General features: G+C 68.0%; 11 protein-coding genes. 9 read left to right on the top strand and 2 right to left on the bottom strand.

From position 1 onward, the window contains the following. Positions 1 to 43: 43 nt before the first annotated feature. From AC1DNF_RS01965 to AC1DNF_RS01930, 8 genes are all read left to right on the top strand, one after another. Positions 44 to 997: a DUF72 domain-containing protein gene (locus AC1DNF_RS01965; protein ID WP_478146855.1), complete on the top strand. Its 954-nt coding sequence runs from the start codon at positions 44 to 46 to the stop codon at positions 995 to 997. A gap of 277 nt (positions 998 to 1,274) precedes the next feature. Then, on the top strand, positions 1,275 to 2,588 hold the full coding sequence (locus AC1DNF_RS01960; protein ID WP_478146854.1) for an MFS transporter: 1,314 nt from the start codon (positions 1,275 to 1,277) through the stop codon (positions 2,586 to 2,588). 21 nt (positions 2,589 to 2,609) lie between these two features. Beyond that, the gene (locus AC1DNF_RS01955; protein WP_478146853.1) at positions 2,610 to 3,830 is read left to right on the top strand and encodes a serine hydrolase domain-containing protein; all 1,221 of its coding nucleotides are present in this window, start codon (positions 2,610 to 2,612) and stop codon (positions 3,828 to 3,830) included. A 56-nt stretch (positions 3,831 to 3,886) separates the two neighbouring features. Beyond that, positions 3,887 to 5,032 carry a serine hydrolase domain-containing protein gene (locus tag AC1DNF_RS01950; protein ID WP_478147025.1) on the top strand — a complete coding sequence of 382 codons (1,146 nt, stop codon included), beginning with the start codon at positions 3,887 to 3,889 and terminating at the stop codon, positions 5,030 to 5,032. A 22-nt stretch (positions 5,033 to 5,054) separates the two neighbouring features. Next, complete coding sequence (locus tag AC1DNF_RS01945; RefSeq protein ID WP_478146852.1) at positions 5,055 to 5,777, top strand: maleate cis-trans isomerase family protein; 723 nt, start codon at positions 5,055 to 5,057, stop codon at positions 5,775 to 5,777. A 37-nt stretch (positions 5,778 to 5,814) separates the two neighbouring features. Next, entirely contained in the window at positions 5,815 to 7,242 is a 1,428-nt protein-coding gene (hydA, locus tag AC1DNF_RS01940) for a dihydropyrimidinase (RefSeq protein ID WP_478146851.1), read from the top strand. Positions 7,243 to 7,268: 26 nt separating this feature from the next. Next, a complete protein-coding gene (locus AC1DNF_RS01935) occupies positions 7,269 to 8,024 on the top strand; it encodes an aspartate/glutamate racemase family protein (RefSeq protein ID WP_478146850.1) in 756 nt (251 codons plus the stop codon). 61 nt (positions 8,025 to 8,085) lie between these two features. Further along, positions 8,086 to 8,793 (top strand): GntR family transcriptional regulator, encoded by a 708-nt coding sequence (locus AC1DNF_RS01930; RefSeq protein ID WP_478147024.1) that lies wholly within the window; start codon positions 8,086 to 8,088, stop codon positions 8,791 to 8,793. Positions 8,794 to 8,889: 96 nt separating this feature from the next. On the opposite strand, the gene AC1DNF_RS01925 is transcribed toward AC1DNF_RS01930, so the two are convergent. Then, the gene (locus tag AC1DNF_RS01925) at positions 8,890 to 9,873 is read right to left on the bottom strand and encodes an NADPH:quinone reductase (RefSeq protein ID WP_478146849.1); all 984 of its coding nucleotides are present in this window, start codon (positions 9,871 to 9,873) and stop codon (positions 8,890 to 8,892) included. A gap of 14 nt (positions 9,874 to 9,887) precedes the next feature. Further along, positions 9,888 to 11,105, bottom strand: a complete 1,218-nt coding sequence (locus AC1DNF_RS01920) for a cytochrome P450 (RefSeq protein ID WP_478146848.1) — start codon at positions 11,103 to 11,105, stop codon at positions 9,888 to 9,890. A gap of 171 nt (positions 11,106 to 11,276) precedes the next feature. Here AC1DNF_RS01920 and AC1DNF_RS01915 point away from each other — a divergent pair, with 171 nt between their 5' ends. Next, positions 11,277 to 12,485, top strand: a complete 1,209-nt coding sequence (locus AC1DNF_RS01915) for an ABC transporter substrate-binding protein (RefSeq protein WP_478146847.1) — start codon at positions 11,277 to 11,279, stop codon at positions 12,483 to 12,485. Positions 12,486 to 12,560 lie beyond the last annotated feature (75 nt).

Genomic DNA, 12,560 nt, shown 5'->3' with positions numbered 1-12,560 from the left:
TCGCCATCGAATCCATGCCGCGTCCACAAGCACGGTATGGCACATGACGAGTGGGAAAAGCAGCGCCGACGTCCGCATCGGAATCTCAGGCTGGAGATACGCCCCGTGGCGCGGCCGCTTCTATCCGCGCGGGCTGACCCAGCGGATGGAGTTGGCCTACGCATCGCGCGTGCTGTCGTCGGTGGAGATCAATGGCTCCTTCTATTCGCTGCAGACGCCTGCGTCCTACCGGAGATGGCATGACGAGACGCCCGACGGCTTCCTGTTTGCGGTCAAGGGACCCCGCTACATCACCCACATGCGCCGACTCAAGGACGTGCGCATCCCGCTGGCCAACTTCCTGGCGTCGGGTCTGTTTGCGCTGGGGGCCAAGCTGGGACCGATCCTCTGGCAATTGCCCCCGAGCATGGCCTACGAGCCGCAGCGGCTGGATGCCTTCCTGTCGCTGCTTCCGCGGGATACGGCGGCCGCCGTCGAACTCGCGCGCGAGCACGACCCGCGGCGCTTGCACGACCGCAACTGGCTCGAAGCTCCGCCTGTGCGAAGGCTCCGGCACGCCGTGGAGGTGCGGCATCCCAGCTTCGTGGACGCGGGCTTCATTGCGATGCTGCGGCGGTACAAGGCGGCGCTGGTCGTGGCCGACACGGCGGGCAAGTGGCCGCTCCTGGAGGACCTGACGGCGGATTTCGTCTATGTGCGCCTGCACGGCGACAAGGCGCTCTACACCAGTGGCTATGACGATTCCGCGCTCGACCGCTGGGCCGCGCGGGTGGACGCATGGCGTTCCGGCGGGCAGGTCAACGATGCGCGCACCGCATCGCCCCGTGTGCCGAAGCGACGGACACGCCGCGATGTCTTCTGCTACTTCGACAACGACGTCAAGGTGCACGCGCCCTACGATGCCGCGCGCTTGGCCGCGCGGCTCGGGCTTGCGCATGGCATGAATGAGGACGGACGGTTCCCCACGCTCGAGGACTTGCTGTGCGGCGCGGCATGACCTTGCGCTGGTGTCCCTGCCTAGGTGTTTACGATAGTTTCATCATTTATGTCGACAGTGATGTTGACAATGATGTCGCCGACACCTAAATTTCACCTGCAGCTTCCGTTCAACCCAGAAGGGGGCTGCAGTCCCGCCGATGGGCCGCAGAACCTCGACGCGCCGACAGAGCGCGCGGGCTTCCATGCATAGCGGATCACCGTGTTTTCAATCTGCAACGGAGCGCACCGTCGCACAGGGCCGGCAGCCACTGTGCAGCGCCAACAGGAGACAAAGAATGCATTCCACAGTCGCGACCCCGGCCGCGCTCGCCAATCCGGCCCTCCAGCCCACCAAGGTGCGCTGGAAGATCTTCCTGATGATGCTGTTTCTCATCTCGATCAACTACATCGATCGCGCCTCTCTCTCGGTGGCCATGCCGATGATCGCCAAGGAGTTCGACATCGGCCCGGCGGTGCAGGGCCTGTTGCTCAGCTCGTTCTTCTGGACCTATGCCCTGATGCAGATCCCGGGCGGCATGCTGGCCGACCGCTTCGGGCCGCGCGTGGTCATCGCCGGTGCCACCCTGGGCTGGGGCTTCTTCCAGGCGATCGCCGCCGTCTGCACGGGCTGGGTGCCGCTGCTGCTCACACGCCTGGGCCTCGGCGCGGCGGAAGCGCCGATCTACCCGGCAGGGGGCAAGCTCAACGGCATCTGGATGACACAGACCGAGCGAGGCCGCGGCGCCACCCTGCTCGATGGCGGCGCACCGCTGGGCGCCGCGCTGGGGGCCATCCTGATCTCCGCGCTGATCGCCGTGCTCGGCTCCTGGCGCCTGTCCTTCGTCATTGCCGGCATCGGTACCGTCCTTGCCGGCTACTTCGCCTGGAGCTACATCCGCAACCATCCGCGCCAGCATCCGGGCGTCAACGACGCCGAGGCGAGCTACATCGAGGCCAGCCATGCCGCCGATGCCGCCAAGGAATCACCGCACGCGAGCGGTCGTGTGCTGGACTTCTTCCGCTACCGCTCGGTGTGGGGCATGTTCTTCGGCTGGATGTGCTTCAACGCGCTGTTCTATGGCCTGCTGACCTGGATGCCGAACTACCTGTCGAAGGTGCATGGCTTCGACATCAAGCAGATGGGCGGCGCCGTGTTCATCATGTTCTTCTCGGGCTTCGTCGGCGAAATGTTCGGCGGCTGGCTGGCCGACAAGTGGCAGGCCGCCGGTGCCACGCAGAGCAAGGTGCTGCGCACGCTGTTCGGTGTCTCCTCGATCATCGCCACGGTCTCGATCTACATGGTCGCGCAGATCAAGGACCCGGTCGCCGTCGTCGCGCTGCTGTCGGTGACGCTGTTCTTCCTGCGCTGGTGCGGCCTGTTCTGGTGCGTGCCGTCGATCCTCGGCACGCGCGCCCGGGTGGGCTTCCTCGGCGGCACCATGAACCTGGGCGGCAACGTGGCGGGCATCGGCGTGCCGATCGTGGTCGGCCTGATCGTGCAGGTCACCGGCTCGTATTTCATGGCGTTGATGTTGTTCGCGGCGGCGGGTGCCGGCCTGTTCGTCTGCTCGACGATGCTGATCGACTACAGCAAGAAGCTGCCCGTCTGATTCATCCACGCGGAGACGATGATGCTCATGTCCCATACCCTTACCCTGCGCGCCGCTCGCGCCGCGGCCGCCGCATTGGCGCTGAATGCCGCCTTCCTCGGCGCTGCCCTGGCCCAGCCCGCGGTCGAGGCCGAGCCGGGCATCGGCGCGGCCAGTCCCGAGGCCGTCGGCGTGGACTCGGCGCTGCTGGTGCGCATGTCCGAATGGATCCGCAAGGACAAGCTCGATGTACGCAGCCTGCTGGTCATCAAGGATGGCAAGCTGATCTTCGAACGCTACGCCGGCGGCCTCGGCCGGGAGCACAACTACGAACTCTATTCGGTGACCAAGACGATCACCGCGCTGACCTTCGGTGCCTTGGCCGGCCAGGGAAAGATCGACACCGCCGATCGCGCCGCTTCCTGGATCCTGAAGACCCATCCGGAATTCGCGCAGTCCCTGAGCGACAAGAAGGACATCGAACTGGGCCACCTGATGTCGATGTCCAGCGGACTGCTCTACAGGCAGGTGGAAGGGTCCGACCCGATGTACTTCCAGGCGCCCGATCGGCTGAAGGTCGCGCTCTCCACGGTGCCGCGAATCCCGCCGGCCACGCGCTTCGAGTACACCGACGCCAATCCGGTACTGGTCGGCGCCGCCATCGCGGCGGCATCCGGCCAGCGAGAGGACCGCTTCGCCGAGGAGCAGATCTTCAAGCCGCTCGGCATGCGCAACTACCGCTGGACCGGCGCCGACCAGACCGGCACGGTGTCGGGCGGCTGGGGCCTGCGCCTGCGTGCCATCGACATGGCCAAGCTCGGCATGCTGATGCTGGACGAGGGCCGCTGGCAGGGGCGGCAGATCGTTCCGGCCTCGTGGATCCGGGAGATGACCACGCCGTCGCCCAAGGCCACGGCGCAGGACTACGGCTATTACTGCTGGATCAACCATATCGTCGAATCCGAACCCGAGTTCGGCGCGATGGGCTTCAAGGGGCAGTTCATCACCGTGCTGCCCAGGGAGCACGCGGTGGTCGTGATGACCGCGATCCTGCCCACCGACGGCGGCCTGCGCACCGGCACCTACCTGAACCTGTACCGGCGCATGGTGAACGACTACATCCTGCCGGCGATGCAGACGCTGCCCCGGGTGCGGCCCAGCGAGAACGCCCGGCAGGCGCTCCGGCGCGAGCTCGAACTCAGCGCCCAGGCGCAAGGCGTGCCGGGCACCGACCTGGCCTTCAACGACGCACCGGAAAAGTGAGAACCCCCATGAACATCCTCCAGTCTCCCGCTCGCCGCGTCGCCGTGCTGGCCGCGATGGCCGTGCTCTCGATCCCGCTGGTCGCATCTGCCGCCGGCAACGGCACCGACCTGCCGACGGCCCTTCCCGAAGCCGTCGGTGTCGACTCCCGCCCCCTGGTGCAGCTGTCCGAATGGATCCGCAAGGAGAAGCTCGACGTGCGCAGCTTCCTCGTGGTCAAGGACGGCAAGCTGATCTTCGAGCGCTACGCCAAGGGCCTCACCCGCGACCACAACTACGAGCTCTACTCGATCACCAAGAACGTCACCGCGCTGGCCGCCGGCGTGCTGATCGACGAAGGGCGCGCGCGCCTCGACGAGAAGGTCGCGCCCGTGCTGGTCAAGGCGCGCCCCGATCTGAAGGAGGCCTTCGCCGACAAGCAGGCCATCGAGCTGCGGCACGTGATGTCGATGTCGAGCGGCCTGTTCTACAACTTCAAGCCGACCGACGACCCGATCTACTACGGCGCGCCCGACCGCCTGAAGCTCGCCGCCGAAACCACGGTCAAGCGCCCGCCGGGCGAGGCCTTCGAATACACCGACGTCAACCCGATCCTCGCCAGCGCCACCCTCGGCGCCGATGCGGGCATGCCGCTGGAGAAGTTCGCCGAGCAGAAACTGTTCAAGCCCATGGGCATGACGCACTACGCCTGGGAACGCGCCGACGACAAGGGCCTGGTGTCCTCCGGCTGGGGCCTGCGCCTGCGCGCCGTCGACATGGCCAAGCTGGGCATGCTGGTGCTCTCCGGAGGGCGCTGGAACGACCGGCAGATCGTGTCGCAGGCCTGGGTGCGCACGATGACCGCGCCCTCGTCCGCGCCGTGGTACGGGCAGTTCTGGTGGATCAACGACGTCGTCGCCACCGAACCCGAAGTGCACGCCATGGGCTTCAAGGGCCAGTTCATCGTGGCCCTCCCCGAGCGCAATGCCGTGGTCGTCATGACCAGCATGCTGCCGATCGAAGGCGGCCTGCGCGAATCGAAGAACGTGCTGGCGATCCGTCACATGGTCAATGACTTCGTGCTGCCCGCGCTCGACAACAAGTCGCACGCCAGGCTGACGCCCGCCGGCGAGAAGGCCCTGGCGCGCGAAGTCGAGCTGGCCTCGCGCCAACAGGGGCTGCCGGGCGCACCCGTCGACCCGACCGACACGCCCAGACTCTGAGCCCCCCGACGCATCGAACACCATGACACAGCGAAAACTCATCGGCGTGCTGACGCCTTCCTCCAACACCGCCCTCGAGCCGCTGACCAGCGCCATGGTCGGCGCCGTGCCCGGCGTATCGGCGCATTTCTCGCGCTTCCCGGTCACCGAGATATCGATGCGCGACGCCTCGCTGAACCAGTTCGACGACAGCAGGATCCTCGAGGCCGCGCGGCTGTTGGCCGATGCGCATGTCGACGTGATCTGCTGGAGCGGAACGTCGGCGAGCTGGCTCGGCTTCGAGAAGGACCGGGCGCTGTGCGCGCGCATCACCGAGGCGACCGGCATTCCCGCCACCACCTCGGTGCTGGCGCTGAACGAACTCCTGGCGGCGCAGGGCGCACGCACGCTGGGCCTGGTCTCGCCCTATGTCGAGGACGTGCAGCGGCGCATCATCGCCAACTACGCGGGAATCGACATCGAATGCGTGGCCGAGCGGCACCTCGACCTGACGGTCAACTTCTCATTCAGCGAGGTCGAGCCCGACACGCTGCGCCGCATGCTGCGCGAGGTGGCGCGGCAGCGCCCGGACGCGATGACCATCATGTGCACCAACCTGCATGGCGCCCAGCTGGTGGAGGAGATGGAGCGCGAGCTCGGGATTCCGATCTACGACTCGGTCGCCACCGTGGTGTGGAAGGCGCTCAAGACCATCGGCGCCGACACGCGCGGCGTCCAGGGCTGGGGCCGCCTGTTCGAGCGGTAGTCCCGGATCTGAAGCACAGCCCCAACAAGAGATGAACATGACCCAGCGCGAACTCGATCTCGTCGTGCGCAACGCGCGCGTTGCGACGGCCAGCGACACCTTCGATTCGGACATCGGCATTCGGGATGGCCGCATCGTGCAACTCGGACTCGACCTGCCCGCGGGCCGGCGCGAGTTCGATGCCGCCGGTCGCTACGTCACGCCCGGCGGCGTCGATGCCCACTGCCACCTCGACCAGCCGATGGAAGCCCCCGCGCGCATGGCCGACGATTTCGACAGCGGCACGCGCGCCGCGGCCTGCGGCGGCACCACCACGGTGATCCCGTTCGCTGCCCAGCACAAGGGCCAGTCGCTGCGCGCCGCGGTGCGGGACTACCACCATCGTGCCGAGGGCCGCGCCCATGTCGACCACGCCTTCCACCTGATCGTCAGCGACCCGACCGAGGAGGTGCTCAAGCACGAGCTGCCGCAGCTGATCGCCGAGGGCTACACCTCCTTCAAGATCTACATGACCTACGACGATCTGAAGCTCGACGACGGCCAGATCCTCGACGTGCTGGCGGTCGCGCGCGAGCAGGGCGCGATGGCGATGATCCATGCCGAGAATGCCGACTGCATCGAATGGCTGACCCGGCGCCTCGAAGCCAGCGGCCGCACCGCGCCGCGCTTCCACGCGCATGCGCGGCCGATGCTGGTCGAGCGCGAGGCCACGCACCGCGCCATCGCGCTGGCGGAACTGGTCGACGTTCCGATCATGGTGGTGCACGTCTCCGGCCGCGAGGCGGTCGAGCAGATCCGCTGGGCGCGCGCGCATGGCCTGAACGTGTTCGCCGAGACCTGCCCGCAGTACCTGTTCCTGACCGCCGAGGACCTCGGCATCGACGACAGCTACCAGGGCGCGCGCTGCATCTGCAGTCCGCCGCCGCGCAACCGCGACAACCAGCAGGTGATCTGGAACGGCTTGGCCGACGGGCTGTTCACGATCTTCTCTTCGGACCATGCGCCGTTCCGCTACGACGCGCCCGAAGGCAAGAAGCCGGGCGGCGAGGAAGTCGCGTTTCGCCACATCCCCAACGGCATCCCCGGCATCGAGACGCGGCTGCCGCTGCTGTTCTCGCACGGCGTGCTCGATGGGCGCATCACGATCAACCGCTTCGTCGAACTCACGTCGACCAACCCGGCCAAGGCCTATGGACTGCATCCGCGCAAGGGCACGATCGCCGTCGGCGCCGATGCCGACCTGGTGGTGTGGGGCACGACGCCGCGCGCCATCCGCAACGTCGACCTGCACCACGACGTCGACTACACGCCGTACGAGGGCATCGAGGTCCAGGCCTGGCCGGCACTGACGCTGGCGCGCGGCGAAGTGGTGTGGGACGGCGAGCGCTTCCATCCTCGCGCCGGAAAAGGGGAATTCCTGCGTCGATCGCGTCCGACGCTGCTGCCATCGCCCCGGCGCGCCTGAATCCTGATGCATACCGAGAAGACACCATGAAGCTGCTGCTCATCAACCCCAACACCTCGCAAAGCGTGTCCGACCTCATCGCGGCGGAAGCCCGGCGTGCCGCGGCGCCGGACACGCGCATCGAGGTGCTCACGGCGCCCTTCGGCGTTGCCTACATCGAGACACGCTTCGAGTCGCTGATCGGCGCCTATGCGGCAGCGACCCTGGCCGCCGAACACCATGCGCGCCACGATGCGATCGTCATCGCGGCTTTCGGCGATCCGGGGATCGACGGCCTGCGCGAGGCGCTCGACATCCCGGTGGTCGGCCTGACCGAGGCCGCGCTGATGACCGCGTGCCTGCTCGGCAAGCGCTTCTCGATCGTCGCGATCTCGCGCCGCATCACCGCCTGGTACTGCGAGTGCGTGCAGGCCAATGGCCTGCTCGACCGCCTGGCGAGCATCCGCAGCCTCGACGGACCGCTGCAGGACATCGGGCGCGTGCAGGAGGACCACGAGCAGCGCCTCCAGGCACTCTGCCTGTCGGCCGTCGAGGACGATGGCGCCGACGTGATCATCATCGCGGGTGCGCCGCTCGCGGGCCTGGCGCGCTCGATCAAGGACCGCATCCCGGTGCCTGTCGTCGACGGCGTGTCCAGTGCCGTCTGCCAGGCGCAGACGCTGGTGTCGCTCGCGCCCGTACCGGCGCGGCGCGGCAGCTTCGCGCCGCCACCGATCAAGCCGAACCACGGGCTGCCAGAGGCCATGGTGCGCCTCCTCGCACGCGACACCCGATCGACGTAGGGCATGCGGAAAAATGCGCGCGCGCCGCACTCCCATGGGCTCGCCGATAGAATTGGTTTCGATGTCCACCAAAGCTTCAGCCCGCAAGGACGGCACTGCCGCTCCCCGAGAACGCAGCGTCGACGAGATCGCCGAGAAGATCTCGACGGCTGTCCTCGAACACCGGCTCGCGCCCGGAACGAAACTCGGCGAGGACCGCCTGGCCGCGATCTTCGCCACCAGCCGCGCCAAGGTGCGCGAAGTGCTTGCCCGCCTGGCCTATGAGCAGATCGTCGAGCTCGTCCCGCAACGAGGCGCATTCGTCGCCAAGCCGACCATCGAGCAGGCGCAGGACGTGTTCGAGGCGCGCCGGCTGATCGAGCCCGGTGTGCTGCGCCGCCTCATGGCCACCTTCGACGACGTCAAGCAGCAGCGCCTGCGCCGGCACCTCGACCTGGAGGCGGATGCGCGCCGCCGCGGCGACGCCCGGGCGATCGTGCGCCTGTCCGGAGAATTCCATGTGCTGCTGGCTGAACTGGCCGGGAACTCCGCGCTGAGCCGCACGATGCGGGAGCTGTCGGCGCTGACCTGCCTGATCATCTCTCTCTATGACTCACCGACCGCCACCAGCTGTCGCGCCGACGAGCACGAGGAGATCGTCGCGGCGGTCAAGCGCGGCGATGCCCAGCAGGCGGTGAAGCTGATGCTGCATCACCTCGACCACATCGAGCAGAGCCTGAAGCTGGACGCCAGCGTCGAGGAAGCCGACCTCGAGAGCGTCTTCAGCTAGGCCGCGGGCGAGCGGGCACCGCCCCCCACGGCACCCCTCACGGAAGGCGGCTCGGGTCCACCTCCCGGGGCGTGAGGGCTGCGTCTGCCGAAGACCTCAGGCCACGGCCAGCACGACGTTGCCGATCACCTCGCCGCGCTCCAGCAGTTCGTGCGCCTGCGCGGCCTGCGCCAGGGGCAGGGTCCGTCCGATGGTGTGCCGCAGCCGGCCTTCCTCCAGCAGCCGCCCCAGCTCGGCCAGGCATTCCTGCCGATCGCTCTGGGCGATCTCGTAGATCATGAAGAACTGCAAGAGGATGCTCTTCTGCATGAGGGCGACGGCGGGAATCGGCGCCTCCGGCCCCGAGCTGCCGTAGACGATGACGCGGGCGCCCTCCCGCAGGACCTGCGGATAGAGCCTTGCGTTGCCGGCGAGGTCCACTTCGAGCACGGCGTCCACGCCGCTGCCGCCGGTGATCGCTCGCACGCGTTCGCCGACATCCTCTTCGCGGTAGTCGATCACGTGGTCGGCGCCGGCGCTCGCCGCGTGCGCCGCCTTCGCCGCGGAGCTGACGGTGGTGATGACCTCCGCGCCGCGCAGCTTCGCCAGCTGGATCGCATAGTGCCCCACGGAGCCGGCGCCGCCGGGCACGAGCACGCGCATGCCGGGCGCGCACCGCGCCAGGCGCACCGCCTGCATCGCGGTGAAGGCCGGGATGCCGAGGCAGGCGCCCTCGGCGAAGCCCAGGTGCGCCGGCAGCGGCACCGCTTGCGCCGAAGGCAGGGCGACGAACTCCGCCGCGGTGCCGAAGGCGCGCTTCCATTGCGCGTTCCAGGTCCACACGCGCTCGCCGACGCGCGCGGACGGCACGCCTTCGCCCACGGCCTCGATGACACCCGCGCCGTCGCTGTGCGGAATGATGAGCGGCGCGAACAGGGGGCGGTTGCCCCCGCCGCGGCGCGTCTTCCAGTCCGAGGGATTGACGCCGGAGAAGTGCAGCCGCACGAGCACCTCGCCAGGGCCCGCGGCCGGCTTCGGCTGCTCGCCGATGCGGATCACTTCGTCGGCGGGACCTTGCCGTGTGTAGAAAGCCGCGCGCATGTTTTCCCGCGCGCTCAGGCCGGCACCAGGCGCATCGGCAGCTTGTCGAGCGTGCGCATCTGGTTGATCGGGCGGTAGGTGGCCGGCGCTGTCAGCTCGATGCGGGCCGCGCGGCGCGACAGCGCGCCGATGAGCGCCTCCGACTCCTGGCGCGCCAGCATCTGGCCGATGCACGCGTGAATGCCGTGGCCCAGGGCCAGATGGTTGCCGGCGAGCGCGGCGCGGTCGACGTCGAAGCGGTCGGCATCGGCGAACTGGCGCGGGTCGCGGTTGGCCGCGCCCAGGAACACGCCGATCTTGGTGTCGGCCTCCAGCCGCACGCCCGACAGCTCGGTCGCTTCGCGCGTCGTCCGGTAGGTCACCTGGAACGGCGTCTCGTGGCGGATGCCCTCCTCGAAGGCGGCCTTCACCTTGGCCGGCTCGTCGCGCACGCGCTGCCACTGCGCCGGGTTCTTCGCCAGCTGGTGCAGCGTGAAGCCGATGCCGGCGATGGTTGAATCGGTGCCGCCGCCCACGAAGCTGCGCACCACGTTGGAGGCGATGCCCTCGTCGAGTTCGCCCGCATCCTCGGCGCGGAACAGCAGCTCGGCGATCGAGCCGGGGATCACGCCCTGGCGCGACACGCTTTCCTCGAACCAGGCCAGGTAGGGCTGCGCCGCCTTCATCGCGCGTTCGTACAGCGCGTTGACCGGGCCGCTCTGGTTGAAGCGCATTTCGCCGATGGCCAGCGTCTCGGTGCGCGGCAGGCGCACGCCGACGGCCGCCGGGAAGGCCTCCAGGATGAAGCGCTCGGCGCAGTCTTCCACGCCGTCGAATTCGCGCCGCGCGAGCAACTGCTCCACCAGCTCCTCGGCCTTGCGCTCGAAGCCTTCCTTCCACCGGCGCACCACCAGCGGCGACAGCAGCCGCGTCACCACCGTGCGGATCTTCGTGTGGTCCGGCGGGTCGGCCTCCAGCAGCCGGCTGGGGATGCGGAACTCGCCGGGCTTGCGGATGTCCTGGATGCCGATGCCGCCGGCGTTGGTGAAGCGCGTGTAGTCGGACAACACCGCCTTGGCTTCGGCATGGCGGCCCACCGCGTACACGCCGTGCGGCCGGATGAAGGCCACCGGCCCGGCCTCGCGCAGCGCCTGGTGGAAGGGATAGGGATCGCGCAGCACCTCGATCGAATAGGGATCGATGTCCAGCACGGGTGCTTCGCGAAGGGCGACGCTTTCGTCGGCGGAGGTCATGCTCAGGCTCCTGGCTTGGGGAATGCGCTGAATCTAGGCATTGCCGGCGCGCTCGTCTGTCCCCTTGCCGGGGACGGTGGGCCACCCTGTCACTCGCCATGGGGACAGACGCTTCTCCCCCCGCTTGATTTACTGGCGCCACCGAATCCATCCCAAGACCCAGGAGACACCATGCGCGCTTACCTCTATGCCCTGCTGGCCGGCACCGCCCTCGCGGCCGCCGTCCCCGCGCAGGCCCAGAAGAACTATGGCCCCGGCGCCAGCGACACCGAGATCAAGCTCGGCCAGACGGTCGCCTACAGCGGCCCGGGCTCGGCCTATTCGATGGTGGGCCGCATGTCGGTGGCCTACTTCAAGATGATCAACGAGACCCAGGGCGGCATCCGCGGGCGCAAGATCAACCTGCTGTCGGTGGACGACGCCTACAGCCCGCCGAAGACGGTCGAAGTGACGCGCAAGCTGGTCGAGTCCGACCAGGTGATGGCCATGGTCAACTCCATGGGCACCGCCCCGCAGACCGCCGTGCAGAAGTACCTCAACGCCAAGAAGGTGCCGCAGCTTCTCTTCTACGCATCCAGCCCCGGCCTCCATGATTCGAGCGCCACGCCCTGGACGGTGCCCTTCTCCTTCGCCTACGACATCGAGGGCTCCATCTATGGCAAGTACCTCGCCGAGGCCCGCCCCGACGCGAAGATCGGCGTCCTCTACCAGAACGACGACGTGGGCAAGTCCTACATCCGCGGCTTTCGCAAGGCGCTCGGCGCGAAGCAGGCCAACATCGTGAAGGAAGTCAGCCAGGAGATGAGCGACCCCACCGTGGATTCGCAGATCCTGCAGCTCCAGGCCGCGGGCGCCGACACGCTGGTCGTCTTCACCTCCAACAAGGCGCAGGCGCAGGCGATCAAGAAGGTGGGCGCGATCGGCTGGAAGCCCTTCTACATCGTGCCCTACGTCTCCAGCTCCATCACGGGCGTACTGACGCCGGCCGGCCTGGACAACTCGGTGGGCCTGGTGTCGAGCTACTGGTTCAAGACCCCATCGGACCCGACCTGGGCCGACGATAAGGCGATGCAGGACTACCTGGCCTTCTTCAAGAAGTACCTGCCCAACGACGATCCGGGCGACACCACCTCGGTCTACACCTACATGGGCGCGCAGCTGACGGTGCTGGCGCTGGAGCGCTGCGGCGACAACCTCACGCGCGAGAACCTGCTCAAGCAGATCCAGGGCCTGAAGGACGTGGAACTGGGCATGCTGCTGCCCGGCATGAAGATCAACTTCCGCGCCGACGACTACTACCCGATCCGCCAGGCGCGCCTGGCCCGGTTCGACGGCAAGTCGTGGAAGCCGATGACGGAACTGATCACGATCGAACGCTGATCCCGCGTTCGCTTCAGTCAGGAAAAGAGGCCGCTGCGGCCTCTTTCTTTTTGGCCCGGGCGCCCGAGGCACCCC

The organism is Variovorax sp. 01T432, from assembly GCF_056398605.1.
Note: the sequence above shows the minus strand (reverse complement) of the source record. Positions and strands in the feature narration are given on the sequence as shown.

Excerpts from the sequence above, each read along its gene's own strand:
- AC1DNF_RS01965 (WP_478146855.1), top strand. The coding sequence starts at position 44 with ATGACGAGTGGGAAAAGCAGCGCCGACGTCCGCATCGGAATCTCAGGC.
- AC1DNF_RS01960 (WP_478146854.1), top strand. The coding sequence starts at position 1,275 with ATGCATTCCACAGTCGCGACCCCGGCCGCGCTCGCCAATCCGGCCCTC.
- AC1DNF_RS01955 (WP_478146853.1), top strand. The coding sequence starts at position 2,610 with ATGCTCATGTCCCATACCCTTACCCTGCGCGCCGCTCGCGCCGCGGCC.
- AC1DNF_RS01950 (WP_478147025.1), top strand. The coding sequence starts at position 3,887 with ATGGCCGTGCTCTCGATCCCGCTGGTCGCATCTGCCGCCGGCAACGGC.
- AC1DNF_RS01945 (WP_478146852.1), top strand. The coding sequence starts at position 5,055 with ATGACACAGCGAAAACTCATCGGCGTGCTGACGCCTTCCTCCAACACC.
- hydA (WP_478146851.1), top strand. The coding sequence starts at position 5,815 with ATGACCCAGCGCGAACTCGATCTCGTCGTGCGCAACGCGCGCGTTGCG.
- AC1DNF_RS01935 (WP_478146850.1), top strand. The coding sequence starts at position 7,269 with ATGAAGCTGCTGCTCATCAACCCCAACACCTCGCAAAGCGTGTCCGAC.
- AC1DNF_RS01930 (WP_478147024.1), top strand. The coding sequence starts at position 8,086 with ATGTCCACCAAAGCTTCAGCCCGCAAGGACGGCACTGCCGCTCCCCGA.
- AC1DNF_RS01925 (WP_478146849.1), bottom strand. The coding sequence starts at position 9,873 with ATGCGCGCGGCTTTCTACACACGGCAAGGTCCCGCCGACGAAGTGATC.
- AC1DNF_RS01920 (WP_478146848.1), bottom strand. The coding sequence starts at position 11,105 with ATGACCTCCGCCGACGAAAGCGTCGCCCTTCGCGAAGCACCCGTGCTG.
- AC1DNF_RS01915 (WP_478146847.1), top strand. The coding sequence starts at position 11,277 with ATGCGCGCTTACCTCTATGCCCTGCTGGCCGGCACCGCCCTCGCGGCC.